This window comes from Pseudomonas sp. LBUM1644, assembly GCF_059716195.1.
Genome location: NZ_CP166812.1, coordinates 2,183,828 through 2,201,520, shown reverse-complemented (window position 1 = coordinate 2,201,520; position 17,693 = coordinate 2,183,828). Strand labels below are relative to the sequence as shown.

Annotated in this window: 12 protein-coding genes; 5 read left to right on the top strand and 7 right to left on the bottom strand. The window is 62.0% G+C overall.

Going from position 1 to position 17,693, the window contains the following annotated elements:
* Positions 1–4: 4 nt before the first annotated feature.
* The 5 genes from ACA052_RS09930 to ACA052_RS09910 form a co-directional block, all read right to left on the bottom strand.
* Complete coding sequence (locus tag ACA052_RS09930; protein ID WP_497649493.1) at positions 5–625, bottom strand: SCO family protein; 621 nt, start codon at positions 623–625, stop codon at positions 5–7.
* Positions 622–1,278: an SCO family protein gene (locus tag ACA052_RS09925; RefSeq protein WP_497649492.1), complete on the bottom strand. Its 657-nt coding sequence runs from the start codon at positions 1,276–1,278 to the stop codon at positions 622–624. Before ACA052_RS09925 ends, ACA052_RS09930 begins: the two co-directional genes overlap by 4 nt.
* Positions 1,279–1,291: 13 nt before the next feature.
* Positions 1,292–3,286 carry a YncE family protein gene (locus ACA052_RS09920; RefSeq protein ID WP_497649491.1) on the bottom strand — a complete coding sequence of 665 codons (1,995 nt, stop codon included), beginning with the start codon at positions 3,284–3,286 and terminating at the stop codon, positions 1,292–1,294.
* Positions 3,287–3,644: 358 nt separating this feature from the next.
* Complete coding sequence (gene mnxG / locus ACA052_RS09915; protein ID WP_497649490.1) at positions 3,645–9,470, bottom strand: manganese-oxidizing multicopper oxidase MnxG; 5,826 nt, start codon at positions 9,468–9,470, stop codon at positions 3,645–3,647.
* A gap of 356 nt (positions 9,471–9,826) precedes the next feature.
* Positions 9,827–10,435 carry a lytic transglycosylase domain-containing protein gene (locus ACA052_RS09910; RefSeq protein ID WP_497650289.1) on the bottom strand — a complete coding sequence of 203 codons (609 nt, stop codon included), beginning with the start codon at positions 10,433–10,435 and terminating at the stop codon, positions 9,827–9,829.
* A gap of 195 nt (positions 10,436–10,630) precedes the next feature.
* Between ACA052_RS09910 and gspG the strand changes: the two genes are divergently transcribed.
* The 3 genes from gspG to ACA052_RS09895 all read left to right on the top strand — a co-directional run bounded on the left by gspG (position 10,631) and on the right by ACA052_RS09895 (position 13,061).
* Entirely contained in the window at positions 10,631–11,065 is a 435-nt protein-coding gene (gspG, locus tag ACA052_RS09905; protein ID WP_497649489.1) for a type II secretion system major pseudopilin GspG, read from the top strand.
* Positions 11,066–11,077: 12 nt separating this feature from the next.
* Complete coding sequence (locus tag ACA052_RS09900; RefSeq protein WP_497649488.1) at positions 11,078–12,265, top strand: type II secretion system F family protein; 1,188 nt, start codon at positions 11,078–11,080, stop codon at positions 12,263–12,265.
* A 166-nt stretch (positions 12,266–12,431) separates the two neighbouring features.
* On the top strand, positions 12,432–13,061 hold the full coding sequence (locus ACA052_RS09895; RefSeq protein WP_497649487.1) for a hypothetical protein: 630 nt from the start codon (positions 12,432–12,434) through the stop codon (positions 13,059–13,061).
* Positions 13,062–13,159: 98 nt separating this feature from the next.
* On the opposite strand, the gene ACA052_RS09890 is transcribed toward ACA052_RS09895, so the two are convergent.
* Positions 13,160–14,050 (bottom strand): LysR family transcriptional regulator, encoded by an 891-nt coding sequence (locus tag ACA052_RS09890; protein ID WP_497649486.1) that lies wholly within the window; start codon positions 14,048–14,050, stop codon positions 13,160–13,162.
* Positions 14,051–14,263: 213 nt separating this feature from the next.
* On the opposite strand from ACA052_RS09890, the gene ACA052_RS09885 reads away from it, so the two are divergent.
* Positions 14,264–15,283, top strand: coding sequence for an alpha/beta hydrolase (locus tag ACA052_RS09885; protein ID WP_497649485.1), 1,020 nt, complete (start codon positions 14,264–14,266; stop codon positions 15,281–15,283).
* A gap of 201 nt (positions 15,284–15,484) precedes the next feature.
* On the top strand, positions 15,485–16,912 hold the full coding sequence (locus ACA052_RS09880; protein ID WP_497649484.1) for a mechanosensitive ion channel domain-containing protein: 1,428 nt from the start codon (positions 15,485–15,487) through the stop codon (positions 16,910–16,912).
* A 110-nt stretch (positions 16,913–17,022) separates the two neighbouring features.
* On the opposite strand, the gene ycaC is transcribed toward ACA052_RS09880, so the two are convergent.
* Complete coding sequence (ycaC, locus tag ACA052_RS09875; RefSeq protein ID WP_123434523.1) at positions 17,023–17,649, bottom strand: isochorismate family cysteine hydrolase YcaC; 627 nt, start codon at positions 17,647–17,649, stop codon at positions 17,023–17,025.
* Positions 17,650–17,693: the final 44 nt, after the last annotated feature.

Sequence of the window (17,693 nt, the reverse complement as noted above, 5' to 3'; positions counted from 1 at the left end):
GCGCTCAACGACCGGCCACGGGCATTGTCAGCAACTGCAAGCGCTGGGCAATGGCGGCGGCCGGGGCATCGGGACGGATTTTGCTCCAGCGTTTGTTGGCGACGTCACCCACGATCAGTTGCGTTGAATGTTGTTCGGGGGTCGGCACAATCTGGCCGATACGCCCCAGGACAAGGTCCATCTGCGCCTTGTCGCCGGTAAGGAAAAGCCAGTGGGGGCCATCGACGCCCTGCTTCAAGGTGTAAGCCTTGAGTACCGCCGGGGTGTCCCGCAGCGGATCACTGGTAAGGGAAATAAAGGTGATGCCATCCGCCTTGTCGCCCAGCAACTCACGCACCTCTTTGAGCTTGCGGGTGATCAGCGGGCAGGCGTCATTGCAACTGGTGAAGATCACGTTGAGCAGCACCACGCGGTTTTGCAACGCGTCGCTGTAGAAACGCAGGGTCTCGCCGTTCTGGTCCTGCAACGGCGTGTCGGTGAACCAGGTCCGGGCATCACGCGTGCCGCTCGCCGGTTGTGCGGCCGCCACGGCAGGGGCGGGTTCTTCGTGCCCTTCGTGGGCGAATGCCACCGAACTGAAAATGTAGAAGCAGACGCTCAGGGCGATCCAGTCGATGGTTCTCATGGCTGATTCTCCATGGCAATCGCGGTGTGTTTGGCGTGGGTGTTGCGCTGGCCGCTGAGTTTTTCCACTTCACGGGTCAACACAACCGGGTCGGTGAAGCCGTAATAACGCATCCAGTGGCGGCTGTTGCCATCGCCCACGAGGATCAGCGGCTGATGGTTTTTGAAATCGCCGCTGAACGTGCCAAGGCCTTTGAGGGTTTCGTTGATTGACTGCGTGCTGCCGGTCAGCCAGCTCCAGCCCGGGCCTTTCTGGAAATTGCGTGCGTAGTCGTTCAGGCGCTTGGCGTCATCGCGCTGCGGATCGATGCTGATCGACACCAGTTGCACTTCGGTACCGACCCGCGCGCCCAACTGTTTCTGGACCTTGCCCATGATCGACGACACCACCGGGCAGACCGTGGTGCAACTGGTGTAGATGAAGCTCATGACCACAATTTTGTTGGTCACCAGGTCCTTTTCCAGCCGCACTGGTTTGCCGTTCTGGTCCACCAGTGCCACGTCGGCGAATTTGACTTGGGTGCTTTCCGAGCTGGCGCTTTTGGCCGGCAGCGTGTGCCCGGCATGCTCATCCGCCGAGTGCGCCAGGGCCTGCCCGATACCGACGGCCAACAGGCAGCACGTCAGCAGTCCACGGTGTGCGAATCGGTTCATGTCGATTTCCTCTTCAGTGGGCATCGCCGGGCAGCACCCGGACGCTGGCAAAAGTCTTGTCGTCGAAACGAGCGCCGAGGGACGCCGCACGCACGTGCAGGTACCAGGCGCCGGTTTGGTCGAGGGTCACCGGGGCTTCATAAATGCCGTCGGCCACTTCGAGGGCAGCGACTTCCCGGGCCCGGGACGTCGGGGCGCGGAAGTAGCGCACTTGCACGTCTTTCACGCCGCTGCGCTGTGCGTTGTACTGGCCCTGAACGATGCGAAAACGCACGGTGTAAGGATGGCCGAGCGCGGCGGTGGCGTGGTCGAGCATGAACTCCACTTTCGGCACGCCGGGGTGCTGGGCGAGTGCGCTGTCCGGCTCGACCAGCGCGGTGAAGCAATGCACGATGCTCGGTTGATTGAGCAGGAAGGCCACGTCAAAGCGTCCGGCGCGGGGCAGTTTGATGCGTGCGCTGTACAGCCCCGGCTCGACTTCGCGCAGGCTGCGGTCGATGACCAACGCCGCCCGTGCCACTTGCCCGCGATTGGGGTAACCGGACATCGGCGCGTTCATGCCTTCGGCGTAGAAGTAGGTGGTGTTGTCCACCGGGTTGACCACAAACACCGCGTTGTCGTCCCGCGACACGGCCAGGCTCGAGGCCAACGGCAAGTCACCGGCCAGCCGTGGTGCCTGCGGCCCGGCCTCGAAACCTTGGGTAATGGGTTTGCGGCCTTCACCCAGCGACGACAGGTTGATCATCGTGACCTTGGCCGAGGCCAGACCGCGTACATAGGCGTAGGCCTTGGTGAACACCACTTGATAGGGTTCGGCAGACACGTCCAGTTCATGGATCAACGAATCGGTGGCGGCATCGATCACGGCCGCCTGGTTTTCCAGGGTGTTGAGCACGAGGCCGAAACGGCCGTCCGCGCTGAACCCCATCGGCCCCAGGCCCTGTTTCATCTTGATCACTCGGCGTACGTCGAGGCTGGCGGTATCGACCACGGTCACGGTGCCGTCCTTGCCGTCGGCGACATACACCGCCTGAGACAGCGGCGAGTACGCCACCGACAACGGATTGGAACCGGTCTTGAGTTGCTTGCTGATCGTCAGGCTCGCGATGTCGACGATGCTCAGCGTGCCGTCGTCGCGGTTGGTGACGAAGGCGGAACGGCTGTCCTTGCTGAACGCGATTTCGTGATGCCCCTTACCGGTCGCCAAGTGTTTGAGGGGTTTCAGACTTTGGGTGTCGATCACCGTGACCCCGGAGTCTTCAATTTTCGATGCATTGTTGCCGACCCACAGCAGACGCTCGTCCGGTTGCAGGGCCAGGCGCACCGGGTTGCTGCCAGCGGCCACTGAGTCGACTAACTTGAATTGCTCGCTGTCGACCACCGCGACTTCCCCGGCGGTGGGCATGGAGATGAACACCCGTTTGTTGTCCCTGGGCGTGACCCAGTCCATCGGTGGTTGCTTGAGGTCTATCCGCGCCATCGTGCTGGTGATGCCGCCGACAGATACCGACGGGTCGACCACCGAGACGCTGGCATCGCGGTTCATCACCAACAGGAAATAGCTGTTCAGGTCGAGCAGCGGCCGTGCGTTGATGCTCGATTTCAGGAATACCCCGACCCGGGATTTGCAGCTGCGCTCGCGGCCCTGGGCCTGGTCGGCGGCGACGGTTTCCGGGTCGAGCCAGGCACCGGGCGCGACGCCCGCCAGCGGCTGGCCCGACGCACTGTCAGTGACCCGGAAACGCACGTCAGCGAACCCACCTTCGCGCAGCACGCCATCCGCCGCCAGCGGCTTGACCTCGAGCGCCACCGACACGCCATCACGCTCAAGTGTTTGAGCGTCATTGTGCGGTGACTCCTGCGCGAGCAGTCTCGCTGGGCCGCTCCAGGTGTTCGGCAGTGCGATCTTGCTGAGCATGTTCGGCGGCGTCGTGCGCCACACCCCGAGCCAGATCAGCGCCATCCCGACAACCAGCGCACACCCGGCGACTTTCAAATTCCTGTTCATTAAGCGCCTCTCCTTCAGACCCCTGGTCGCCCCCCTGTAGGAGCTGCCGCAGGCTGCGATCTCTTGATCCTGCTTTTGGCAATGCCGCTAAAAAGATCGTCCGAACGCGGCCCGAGCCTTCGGCAGCTCCTACAGGTGTTGCGTCATTCACCCAACACGCCACGGTCCCCTGTGGGAGCGGGCTTGCCCGCGAAGAGGCCGGCACACTCAACATTCATGTGCCTGACACTCCGCCCCTGTAGGAGCTGCCGAAGGCTGCGATCTTTTGATCCTGCTTTCGGCAGTGCCGCTGAAAAGATCGTCCGAACGCGGCCCGAGCCTTCGGCAGCTCCTACAGGTGTTGCGTTTGTTTCCAGCCCTAAGGCGCCGGAGCCGGTTCAGGTTCGTTGGTCACCCGCAGCAACCCCCACAACCCGGCGGTGTTGCCGTAGGCGGCGTAGTCGCGGAACAGGTAATCGCCCGGTATCGCGTTGCTGCCCCCGGCGCTCGGGTGCATGAAGCTGAAGTGCGCCGCCGGCAGGATGCTTTCGTGGGCGCCGATGTACATCGACATCGGGTTGTAGCCGAACCGCACCGACCCCACCCCTGGCGTACTCATCGGATAACCGCCGGTATCGCTCTTCTCTGACTGGAACGGATTGACCGACCAGACGTGACCATCGAGCTGGAAGGTCGACCCACGGCTGCCACCCGTAGGCATCAGGATGTGCGTGCGGAACGGTTGCCCCGGTTTGACATACAGCACCGGCGTCTGCGGATCACCGCCCACCAACGCATTGCTGTAGGCCATGTGCGCGTTGGGCACGTCGCCATACCCCGAGCCGTCGGCGTGACCGAACGGTGCATCCGGCGCCAGGCCGAAGCGATACCACAGCGGCTCGGCCTTGTAGTTGATCGCCATGCTCGAGTTGTCTTGTGGATCGGTCGGCACACCCAGGCCTTCCGCCGCAATGCCCTCCACCGGCCGGCCATTGGCCCAGCGAATGTTCAGGGCTTTCTGCCAGACCATCGCAAAGTCGCGGTAGGTGGTCTGCCCCGGCGCAGTGACCGTCGCATTGACCTTGCGCGCATCCTCGACCCAGGTCGCGCCGATCGGCAGGATGCTCATCGCGCCGCCCAGGCCTTTTTGCGGCTGTTTGATCACGTCCGCCGGGGTGAAATTCAGCCCACCGAATTCCACCGCCGTGGCGTTGATGTTGTCGACACTGCGGCCGAGCTGGGTGATCGGTTTGCCTTCGCGCTCCAGGTGCCCGGCATAGTATTGATACGTACGAGTCGGGTACGCACCGCTGTTGCCGACCCGTGGCGGTACGGTCTGGATCGGGTTGGCGCCGACGTTGGTGCCGTCGGATTTGGTGATGTCGTACGCCAGCAATTGCGCGTGCAGGCCCACGTGGCTGGACGGCCGCATCAGGTTGTTACTGAAGGTGGTCGCACCCATGCCATCGTTGCGATTGCGTTTGACCATGCCTTGCATCACCGCGGTTTGGGTCAGGTCCGGCATGACCATCGGCAAACGGTTTTCCAGGGTGATGTTGATGCAATCACCGGCCGTTGCGCGCAGCACCAGCGGCTCGACAGGCACACCGGGTTTGAGCTTGCCGGTGAGCGGATCGAGGTCCGATTTGCGCACGTAGAGGATCGCGGTCGGGTCATGCAAGGGCCCGCTTTGGCCACCGATGGTGACGGTCTCGCCGTCTTCAGGATCGGTCACGGTGACCTGCGGGATATTCACCGCCCGCGAGTTGAACACCAGGGTGCCGCCCGCCGGATTCAACGCCCCGCCGACGTGTTGCCCGAGCCCGGCCGGATCGCCGATGACCAGGCCCAGCGAATTGCCGAGAATGTCATTGGCCAGCGCCGCGACCACCTCGTAATTGCGCTGCACGGTCGGCCGGGTGCCGATGCCGTTCGGGTTGGCGCTGATCCGTGGGCAGGTGCCGTCGAACGCCACGGTATTGCGCATACCGGCCGGTTTCGCGTTGTTCGGCAGCGCGAACAGATCGCTGCGCTGGGCCGTGTAGTTGCGCATCACGCCCCAGATCCCGCTCCAGTAGCCTTCGAGCGAAGCGTCCATCGAGTACAGGTAATCACCCGTGGTCGCCGCCGAGCTGGAGATCATCGACACGGGCGCGTTGAAGCCCATCTGCTCGGAGATCCCGATCATCTGCGACGAGCGCCAGCCGGAGTTGGAACTGTTGCCGAAGCCGGAACCGCTTTGCAGCCACTTCACGCCATGCAGGGTCACGTTGTGCTCTTCTTCATGGCCGCCGGCATGCACCCGCAGCCGCACGTTGTCACCGGTGTAGGTGCGCAGCATTGGCGTGAACGGGTCGCCCGGCTCCGCGCCGCCACGGTTGATGTGCGGCGGGAACTGGGTGGTGCCGCCGGTGGGGCCGGTGGCCGCAGTGACCAGGTTCGGCGCCAGGTTCATCGCCGGGATGGCGCGGTCGGTACGGCTTTGCAGGGCATACGCCAGATCGCCGCCGAGGCCGTCAGCCTGCATGCCGCGCTTGCCGTCCGGACCAACTTTGTTCGGGTCGTACACCCGCAGGGCCAGTGGTTCGTTGCGGTAATTGACGACGAACATGCCGGGGTCATCGACCGAGATCGCTTGCGGGCACGGCCGACTTGGGCAACCGGGCACCAGGCCACCCTGCACTTCCACCACCCCCTCCAGCAGGTTGCTGGCGTTATTGCGCACCGGCGGGTTGATTGCATAGCGGAAGCTGTCTGCGGTGGCCGGGAACGCCTGTGGATTCGGCACGCCGTTAGGGCCGGCGCCTACATACACACCGGCTTCATAGGCGTGCTGGAAGTCGCTGTATTCGAGGAAGAACTCACGGAAGCTGTCGTTCTTGCCGTCACCGTCCAGGTCGCCAGTGGACACCACCGCTTGCCACGACGTCGGCCCGCCATCCTGCCGCGCGCCGCTGTACAACGGCTCGCCGGTTTCGGCGTGGAACCAGGTGGAACCGGCCGGTTCAGCCAGCACGGTGGCGTACAGGCCAATCTGTTGGTGAGTCGATGGGCCGAGGTGGTCGTGGGTGAAAATGGTCCCCAGGCCACGGTCGACGCCTTTGCTGTTCACCACCGGATCGACAAACCAGCGCTGCATCGCCGTGCGCGCCCCGACCCAGTCGGCCCGGCCAAACTGGCCGAAGTACGGGTGATTCTTGGCTTTCGGGCAGGCCGGCGTGCCGTCACGCGGATCGGCGCCCGTGCATTGGTTGAACTCGCGAATCGCGTGGATGCGTTCTTGCACCGCGCCAGGGGAAAGCACGCCGTCTTCGTAGTTCCAGCCGTTGGCCGAACCATCGGCCGCCGTCAGGTCCCATTTCGGCAGGTGAATGTGCTGACCGATGACATCGGTCGGCGTGCGCACTTGATAGTCGTCCATCTCATAGGTGGCCGGCACCAGGTTGGTTTGCTGGTACTGCACGCAGTCGAACGTGTTCATGCGCATCACCAGCGGTTCTGGCGGACGCTGCTTGTTGATCACTGGCCACGCGTCTTCCCACAGGGCCAGGATGCGCGCTTGCGGGAAGTGGTAACCGACCTTGTTGTACACCGCATCAAACTGGATGTTCGCCGCTTTATAGATACGCGGACGGTCGGCGGTGAACGTTGAAGAACCGGTGAAGGACATGCCGTCGACCCGCTCGCCACTGTTGAACTCGCCAGTGCCAGCACTGCTGGTCAGGCGTTTTTGCCGGTCATCCATGCACGGTTCGTAGTACGGCGCCCCCGCTATCGGCAGCGCGCCGTTGGTGCGGAAGTTGCGCGCGACGATTTGATTACCGGGCAATAACGCAAAACTCGGGTGATCTTTTTTGGCGTGGAAAGCCATGGCCGCTTGTTCGACTTCAGTGCCTTCTTCCGGCAGGTAAAGCGGTTTGGCGCGGGTCACTTCCTTGGAGAAATCCAGGGAGGTGGTAATGGTGTGCGCCTCGCCACCGGAGGAGAAGCCGTCCAGGGAGTGACGCCCCAAACCGCCGTCCCAACCCCCGGACTGGGCCGGATCGAGGTTGGCCCACAAGGCGTTGCCGCTGTTCTTCAAGCTCTGGGCCTTGGCGGCGTCGAGCATGTCCAGTGGCGGTGTTGGTGGACGCTGGCCGACCGATGTTTCCATGCCACCAATCCAGAACGGATAACCCGGGTTTTTCAGGCTGCCGTCGGCATTGCGGTTGGCTTCACTGCGATCGACCAGCGCCAGCGAACCGATGGCCTGTGCGCCACCGTTGCCGCCGTGGTGTTCGCCGTCATCGTCATCGTCGTCATCATCACCGGCGACCAGGGTCTCACCGATTCTCGGCACGACCGCGACTTTGCCCGGCATCGGCGCCATGGCTTTGCCCGGCAACGGCACGATCGCAGGAATCGGCGTACCGGCAATTATCTCGCCATCGGGCAAGGCCCGTGCACCGGCGGCCGGTTTGCCGCTGCGCAATGCGTAAGGTTCGCTGTGGAAACCGTCGCTACCCTGTTGAGAGACTTCGAGTTTGGTGCCTTCTTCAAACACATCGTGGACCCGCCACATGCTCCACATGCCTTGGGCAAAGTGCGGGTAGAAGTGGCAGTGATAGATCGCATCACCCGCGACGCGGTTGCGGTTGCCCGAACCGCCGTTGGCGATTTCATAGGTGTAGCCGGCGCCCGGACCAATGCCCTGGGCATCCACATAGTCAGAGTTGTCGTCGTTGGGGTTGAACAACCACTGATGACCGTGCAGGTGAAAGATGTGCTGCTCATGGCCGTTGTGGGTGTTGCGGAATTTGACGAAGTCGCCGATGTAGCTGTGGTTGACGTTGGATGGCTCCGACGGATACAGGGCCATGGTGGCCTTGACCCCGACCTGATCGGCGCGCGGTGTTTCGCCCGGGCGAATGTTTTCCAGGCCGGCGTTGGCCGGCACGTCCACCAGCATCGCCACGTCGCCGACGGTGTGCGAGCTGAGGAAAAATTCTTCATAGGCGCAGGACAGGCAATCGTGCATCGGCCCCACGCCCAGTCGGTTGGCGACCACTTCGGCGCCCATGCCGCCGGAGCCGTAGTTGATCATGAACGAATCGCGGGTCGGCTCCAGCACGTGGGCCATGACCGGGTCTGCCCAATAAGCGGGAAAGGCCTGGGTCGCAGCGGTTTCATCCTGGAACTGCGAGGCGAAATCGCGGAACGGTTCCAGTCGGTTGGGCAGCGCCGGGTTGCGTTTACCGACGGCTTCCAGCGGATAGGTCGACGGCGGGAAGCTGCCGTCGGCGTTGCTGCCCATCACGATCGCATCGCTCTCGCTGGAGATGATTTCATTGCCGTCGACCATGTTGATGATCGGCGTACCGGCCTTGCCTTCACGAATCCACGGCTCGCGTTGCGGATAGCGCGCCTGGTAATCGACAATCGGCTGACCGGCCGGCGTGCGGCCGGTACTGGCCAGGCGCATCTCTTCTTCGGTTACGGTGTTGCGATAGGAGCGACCGCCCTTGGGGACCACCACCACTTCGCCGAACAGGCCGTTGGCAACGTTGCCCGCATCGCCTTCGCCACCGAACGTCGCGCCACGGCTGCTGGCAGCAAACGCGCCTTCGCGCTCGGCGAACAGCGTGTAGGAACGGGTGGCACCGGGGGCGACCAACGCGTTGCCGTTGCGCCCGGTGTACGACGCAATATCGTCGATGCTGTTGACCGCTTGAAGGCCGTTGACCTGGAACCCGACGTGACGGTCAGTGACCTGCTCATCGACCTTGAAGTCTTCTGCCTCGCCGATCTGCACTTCGCCCTCGATCTCTCCTTCGTCTTCCCCACCGTCATCGTGCGACCCGGGGTTGGCCTGGTAGGCCAGCAGGTTTTGCAGGTTGATGGTCAGGCAATCACCGGCGGCAACGCGCAGAACCAGGGGACGCGGGCGTTTGTCGGGACGCAGCGAGACTTTGCCCGGCACCGCCGCGCCGCCTTGGGCGAGGGACTTATTGTGGTCGTCGACCACATCACGACGCAGGGCGAACATCATGCCGTTGACGTTTTGCGCGCCGAGGCGGTTGAACATCAGCGGCTGATCCAGCGCCACGACGTTCGCCACCAGGTTTCGTTCGCAACGTACGGCGGCCTCCACCAGCTCGATGCCGAACAGCGGCGCAAAAAACAACAGCAAATTTACCAGGTGATGAGCGTGGGGTATGCCGGTCATGATCACGGTCCTCGCTGTGGGTGCTCACAGGAATAATTCTCGACAAATCCAGGTGAGCAATCTGCATGCCATATTTTTTATTGTGTATTTTCAATTAGTTACATCAGCGTCTTGATAGTTCGGGGGATATTCCCCACCCGTTCCCCGGTTTTCGGGCGGGCCTTGTAGCAGCTGCCGAGCCTGCGAGGCTGCGTTCGGCGGCGAAGCCGTCGTAAAACCTGACCCGCGATTTTCCTGCAACACCGCATTGCCTGATCTCACGACGGCTACGCCGCCGAACGCAGCCTCGCAGGCTCGGCAGCTGCTACTTGCCTCGCTATCCCCACTATTGGGGAAACCTGCCCCACGGTCGCCAATCACAGCGGCGCATCCACGGCCAGGCCTTGCAAGCGCCGGTATTGGCGCAGGACGCTCGGCACATAACGCTGGGTTTCGGCGAACGGTGGAATCACTCCGCCCCGGCTGAGCACCGCTTGCGGCCCGGCGTTGTAGGCCGCTACGGCGAGGGCGATGTCGTTGTCGAACAGGGTCATCAGGCGCTTGAGGTATTTGGCCCCGCCCTGGATGTTGGCTTTCGGGTCATAGACGTCTTTCACCCCCATCTCCCGGGCGGTGTCGGGCATCAATTGCATCAGCCCTCCGGCGCCTTTGGCGGAGGTCGCGTCGGCGTTGTAGCTGGACTCGGCCTTGATCACCGCATGCAACAGCGCCTCGGGTAACTGATTGGCGGTCGCCGCCGCCGAGACCAGCTCGGCGTAGGGTTGATCGGCAATCATCTGCGGCTGCTGATCGAGGCTGACCAGTGCCTTTTCGGGCTCATGGATGACCCGTTCATAGTGGCGTCCGGGTCGATGGACGTTAGACAAAACATAGCTGCCCTTGGCGTCCACGGAAATGAACACATCGGCTTGAGCAACACCGGTCAACAGCAGACAGCCGAGCAGTCCACGGGTGAGTGACTTCATCATTACGCCTCCCCTGGCCGGCCCCGAAAAGTGGGGCTAATGCCCCAATGGCCGATCGTGAATCAGGCATACGCAAGCACTGTGCCGGAAGCGACAAGGCCCGTAATTCGCGGGGTGCAGCAGGATGCACAGGCATGAGCATGGCAATTGCATAAGCCTGCATGGCGACCCTTCTGCCGATTGTGTGAGGTCATCATGAATCAGCGTCTACGTTCTACCCCGCGTACTCAAGGCGGGTTCACCCTGCTCGAACTGTTGGTGGTGTTGGTGGTGCTCGGGTTGTTGGCCGGCATCGTCGCACCGAAGTATTTCGCCCAACTGGGCCGCTCTGAAGTGAAGGTGGCCAAGGCGCAAATTGAAGGCCTGGGCAAGGCACTGGACTTGTATCGCCTGGAGGTCGGCCACTACCCCTCGACCGAACAGGGTTTGCAGGCGCTGGTCACCGCGCCGAGTGATGAAACCCGCTGGACCGGGCCGTACCTGCAGAAAAAACTGCCGCAAGATCCGTGGGGGCACAACTACAACTATCGCTACCCTGGCGAAAACGGCGAATACGATTTGCTGTCCATGGGCAAGGACGGCCAACCCGGCGGTGAAGGCGAAAACGCCGAAATCACCAGTTGGCAGTGACGGGAGCCGACCATGCGCTTCCATCTCAAGGCAGTGGGCAAGGCCGGCGTCGTCTCGATGACGGTCGAGGCGCCGGGTCACAGCGAAGCCCGGCGCATCGTCGAAGACCAGGGTTTGCGGGTGGTCAGCCTGCACGCCGAGCGGCACTGGCGGGCGTTGCGCCTGAAACAGCGGGAGACGTTCAACCTGGTGTTGTTCAGCCAGGAACTGACCACATTGCTGAATGCAGGCCTACCGTTGATCGATGCGCTGGAAAGCCTGGCGGAAAAGGAAACCGCGCCACAAGCCCGCAAAACCTTGAGTGAACTGGTGCGCCTGCTCTATGAAGGCAAATCGTTCTCCCAGGCACTGGCCCAGCTGTCGGCCGTCTTTCCCCCTCTTTACATCGCGCTGGTGCAGTCCAGTGAAAAGACCGGCGCCGTGGGCGAGGCCCTGGGCCGCTATGTCAGCTATCGCCAGCGCATGGACGAGGTTCGCCAGAAGATCGTCAGCGCCTCGATATACCCCCTGTTGTTGCTGGTGGTGGGCGGCGGCGTGGTGCTGTTTTTGATGGGCTATGTGGTGCCGCGCTTCAGCCTGGTGTTCGAAGGGCTGGGGTCAAACCTGCCGTGGTTGTCCCAGGTTCTGATGAGCAGCGGGATGTTCCTCCACGCCCACCAGGGCGAATTCTTCGGCATCCTGCTGGCGATCATCGTCGCCCTCACCTTCCTCCAGCGCCAACCGGCCTTTCGTCGCGGCGTCGACCGCGTGATTGAAAAACTCCCGGCGGTCCATCAGCGAATCTTCATGTACGAACTGGCGCGCTTCTACCGCTCGCTAGGGATTCTGCTGCAAGGCGGCATTCCCCTCGTCACTGCCATGGGCATGGTTCGTGGCCTGCTCACCGTTGCCTCCCGCACGCGCCTGGACCAGGCCTGCGAACGGGTGCGCGAGGGCCAGTCGCTGTCCACGGCGCTGGAGCTCAATCACCTGGTAACGCCGGTGTCCCTGCGCCTGCTGCGCGCCGGCGAACAGTCCGGCAACCTCGGGCAGATGATGGAGCGCAGCGCCGACTTCTACGACGAGGAAATCAGCCGCTGGATCGAATGGTTCGTACGGCTGTTCGAACCGTTGCTCATGACCTTCATCGGCTTGCTGATCGGGGTCATCGTGATCCTGATGTACATCCCTATTTTCGAGTTGGCCTCGAGCATCCACTGACCTCTGGAACAGGGGTCGAGCTGTTGTCGCAATGCTCATCGACATTGCAAATGAATAAATCTTCACGTTGAAGTGTTTATCAACATTACAGCCTGAATAAACCTACAAAGCAGCACGTTGCACTGTTCATCAACGTTCCAATCTGAATAAGAAGACGGAGATCGATATGCACATGAATAAGCTTTTGTTAGCAGTGGCTATTGGCGCAGTTCTGTCAGCGTCTACCGTATTGATACCGGACACCCTGTCCGGGATATCGAGTGCCCACGCCAAGGATGGAGGCAGTGGCGGCGGTGGTGGCGGCGGTTCAGGTGGTGGTGGTGGTGGCGGGTCTGGCGGTGGCGGTGGCGGCTCAGGCGGTGGTGGCGGTGGCTCTGGTGGCGGCGGCGGTGGCGGCTCTGGTGGTGGCGGAGGCGGCTCCGGTGGTGGCGGCAGCGGCAATGGCGGCGGTCACGGGGGTAGTGGCAGCGGCGGCAACAGTGGCAGCGGCGGCAATAGCGGCAGTGGTCACAGTGGTCACAGTGGCAGCGACAGTGGTTCGGGTCATTCCGGCAGCACCGCCTCGTCCGGACGCAATGGCACCCATTCCGAACCGGGTGACGATCACGGGGTTCATCGCTCCGGTGAAATCGGCGACGACCACGGCGTACATGCCAACGGTGAAGTCGGCGACGACCATGGCGTTCACCATGCCGGCGAACTCGGCGATGACCACGGCGTGCATGCCAACGGTGAAGTCGGCGACGACCACGGGGTTCATGTAGGCGGCGAGCCAGGCGACGACAAAAGGAGCTGACACCAAAAACACAACCCTGTAGGAGCTGCCGCAGGCTGCGATCTTTTGATCTTGACCTCAAAAAAACAAGATCAAAAGATCGCAGCCTGCGGCAGCTCCTACAAGGGCTGGTGATCCAGCCGCTCGCGCAGAAACTCGATCAACGCCTGCACTGGCCGCGAACTCTGTCGATGCTGCGGATACACCGCCGACAGTGTCAACGGCGCCGGACGGAACTCATCCAGCACCGGCACCAACCGGCCATCCTTCAGCGCCGCACCGACAATGAACGTCGGCAGATACGTAATCCCCATCCCCGCAACCGCAGCATCCTTGAGCAACTCACCATTGTTGACCCGCATCCTCCCCGTGACGTTGACGGTCAGCGGTTTGCCCTGCCCGTCGAAACGCCATTGCACCTGACGTCCGTGGCCATAAGGCAGGCAGTCATGGGTGTGCAAATCCTCGGGTTCAAGCGGCGTGCCGCGCTCGGCAAGGTACGCCGGGCTGGCGCAATACACGCGCTGGATGGACGCAATGCGGCGGGCAATCAGTGTCGAGTCTTCCAGGATGCCGATGCGCAACGCCAGGTCGTAACCCTCACTGAGCAAGTCCACCGGGCGATCGCTCAAATCCACCTCGACCGTGACGTCGCGATAACGCTGCAAAAACACCGGCAGCAAACACCCCAGATGTGCCACCGCAAACGACAACGGCGCGCTCACGCGGATCGTGCCGCGCGGCTCGGTGGTCTGACCGGCGATGCCCTGCTCCACTTGCTCGACTTCGCTGAGCAGGCGCAACGCCGACTCGTAATAACTTTGACCCAATGGCGTGACGTCCAACCGTCGCGTCGAGCGATTGAGCAGCCGAACGCCGAGGCGCTCTTCCAACTGCATCAGGCGCCGGCTGACGAACTGCTTGGACAGGCCCAACTGATCAGCCGCCGAGGTGAAACTGCCGGAGTCCATGACCTGGCAAAAAATACGCATATCTTCGAACGGGTTCATTGTCACACCCTGGTTGACAGTTAAACACTTTATAGCCGCTTTTTCCCTTCCCGACACCCTATTAATCTGTGTCCACGGTGCTCACCACCTAACCCCAAACGTGTAGGAGCTGCCGCAGGCTGCGATCTTTTGACTTTGCTTTAAACAACAAGATCAAAAGATCGCAGCCTGCGGCAGCTCCTACAGGGACCATTGATTGAAAAGGAATTGAACATGAACCTCGTGAAGAAAACCCTGACCGCTTCCCTCCTCGCCCTGGCCGTCGGCAACGCCTTTGCCGCAGGCACCTCAGGTGTCGAACACAACACGCAGGCCTTCCTCGATGCACTGGCAGCCGGGGGTGGTAAGCCGCTTGAACAGTTGAGCCCAAAAGATGCCCGTGCGGTGCTGACCGGTGCGCAAAATTCGGTGAAGGTTGATGTGTCGGGTGTGGACGTCAGTGATCGTGCGATCAACGTCGATGGTCAAACCATCAACCTGAAGATCGTGCGTCCGGCCAAGGCCAAAGGTGAGTTGCCGGTGTTCATGTTCTTCCACGGTGGCGGCTGGGTGTTGGGCGATTACCCGACTCACCAACGCCTGATTCACGACCTGGTGGTGGGCTCCGGCGCCGTCGCGGTGTATGTCGATTACACGCCATCGCCGGAAGCGCATTACCCGACCGCGATCAACCAGGCCTACGCCGCCACCCGCTGGGTGGCCGAACATGGCAAGGACATCGGCGTCGACGGCAAACGCCTCGCGGTGGCGGGCAACAGCGTCGGCGGCAACATGGCGGCGGTCGTGGCGTTGATGGCCAAGGAACAGAAAACCCCGGCGCTGCGCTTCCAGGTGTTGATGTGGCCAGTGACCAACGCCCGGTTCGACACCGGCTCGTACCAGCAGTTTGCCGAAGGCCACTTCCTGACCAAAGGCATGATGAACTGGTTCTGGGACAACTACACCACCGACCAGGCCGAGCGTGCGCAGATCCACGCCTCGCCGTTGCAGGCCAGCGCCGAACAGCTCAAGGGCTTGCCCGCCGCGCTGGTGCAAACCGCCGAGTTCGACGTGCTGCGAGACGAAGGCGAAGCCTATGCCCGCCACCTCGATGCCGCCGGTGTGCCGGTCACGGCGGTGCGCTACAACGGCATGATTCACGACTTCGGTTTGCTGAATCCGCTGAGCCAGATTCCGGAAGTGAAGGCGGCGGTTCGTCAGGCAGCATTGGAACTCAAGGTGCATCTGAACTGAGCTCTCTCTCACCACACTGAGGTCTTGCCGTCGTAGCAGCTGCCGAGCCTGCGAGGCTGCGTTCGGCTGCGCAGCAGTCGTAAATCCTGAAAATGCGGTCTTCCTGAAAAACCGCATTGTCTGACTTCACGACTGCTGCGCAGCCGAACGCAGCCTCGCAGGCTCGGCAGCTGCTACACCAACCGAACCCGGAGTTGTCCCATGTCCTTTGTCCTTGCCCATCCGCTGTCCTGGAGTGCCCTGCTGCTGGTGATCGACGCCGTGCTCTGGCACCTCGCGCCGTTCAAGCATCGCGTCACGCGGGTCGGTGTGCGTCTGGCGCTGTTCCTGATCTTCAGCGCGCTCGTCATCAATGCCGGCGTCAGTCCATTGCAGGCGCCGCTGTTTACCGAGGATCGTGCGGTACAACTGGCGGCCACGGCGCTGGGTATTGTCTGGTGGTTGTATGCCGCGCGAGTGCTCACCGAAGTCATCGGCCTGGTGCTGATGCGCCGCATCGGTCACAGCGGTCGGTTACTGCAGGACGTCATCGGCGCGCTGGTATTTCTGATCGCCATCGTCGCCGCGGCGGGCTATGTGCTGGAGTTGCCGGTGAAAGGTTTGCTGGCGACTTCCGGGGTGGTGGCCATCGTCGTTGGCCTGGCATTGCAAAGCACCTTGAGTGATGTATTTTCCGGGATCGTGCTCAACACCACCAAGCCGTATCAGGTGGATGACTGGATCGTGATCGACGGCGTCGAGGGCAAAGTGCTCGACATCGACTGGCGTGCCACGCACCTGTTGACCAGTGCCGGCAGTACCGCCGTGGTACCGAACTCGGTGGCGGCCAAGGCGAAGATCGTCAACCTCAGTCGGCCCAACAACATGCACGGCGTGTCGATCAGCATTCAAGTGCCCAATCACATTCGCCCGCGTCGGGTGCTGGATGCACTGGATCGCACGCTTCAGGGCAGCAGCAGTTTGCTGCTCAACCCGGCGCCGAAAGCGGTGTTGAAAGAGGCCGGCGAATCCATGTCCGAATACGTTGCCAGCGGGTTTATCACCGAGCTGAGCAAGAAAAGCGAAGTGCGCAATCAACTGTTCGACCTCGCGCACCGCCACCTGGAAGCGGCGGGTATTTCCCGGCAACTCGATGCGGTGATCGAGCCGAAAACCCGCGCCCGCGCGTTGCTGGACGAAGTGAAAATCTTCCGTTCCCTGAGTGAAGAGGAGCGCGATCGACTGGCAGAGTCGATGGTCCCGCAGCAGTATGCGGCTGGCCAGGTGGTGCTGGAATTGGGCGAAGTGCCGGACTGCCTGATGGTCATCGCCACGGGCGTGGTCAGCGCTACCGTGCCCGACGGCACCGGACAAACCGAAGCGGGTCGCATGGGGCCGAGCGAAGTCATGGGTGAACAAAGCGTCCTCACCGACACACCGTCCCAGGCCACGTTCACCACGATGACCTCGTGCATCATCTACCGCATCGATAAATCCCTGACGCGCAGTTGCATGGAGCAACGCACTGAAGTCGGCCAGTCATTGAATAAGTTGCAAGCGGTACGACAGCAGAACAGCCGGTTAGCGTTGATGGCGCGGCCGCTACCGATCAAGAAAGGTGGTTTTCTGGGATGGCTGCAAAAGCGCTGAGGATTACCTGTAGGTGCTGCCGCAGGCTGCGATCTTTTGACTTTGATTTTTAAAAAACAAGATCAAAAGATCGCAGCCTCGTTTCACTCGGCAGCTCCTACAGGGGCCGGTTATTTGGAGGTCAGTACCGAGTAGCTGTTCATCAGGTTGCGGTAGTTGGGAATGCGCGGCGACAGCAGGTTCGCCAGGCCTTCCATGTCGTTGCGCCAGTCGCCCTGCAGCTCGCAAGCGACCGAGAACCAGTTCACCAGTTGTGCACCGGCGGCGGCCATGCGTGCCCAGGCCGCTTGTTGCACCGTTTCATTGAACGTGCCCGAGGCGTCGGTCACCACAAACACTTCAAACCCTTCCGCCAGCGCAGACAGCGTCGGGAACGTCACGCAAACGTCCGTCACGACACCGGCAATGATCAGTTGCTTGCGACCGGTGGCTTTGACGGCCTTGACGAAATCTTCGTTGTCCCAGGCGTTGATTTGCCCTGGACGCGGGATGTATGGCGCGTCCGGGAACAGCTCTTTGAGCTCCGGCACCATCGGACCGTTCGGACCGTTTTCGAAACTGGTGGTGAGGATGGTCGGCAGTTTGAAGAACTTGGCGAGGTCCGCGAGGGCCAACACGTTGTTCTTGAATTCGTTCGGCGAGAAATCCTGGACCAGCGAGATCAGGCCCGTCTGGTGGTCGACCAACAGGACCACCGCATCGTCTTTGTTCAAGCGCTTGTACGGAACGTTGCTCATGTAAAACTCCTCGAGGGATGGGTGTTACCTGAAGCGCCGACACA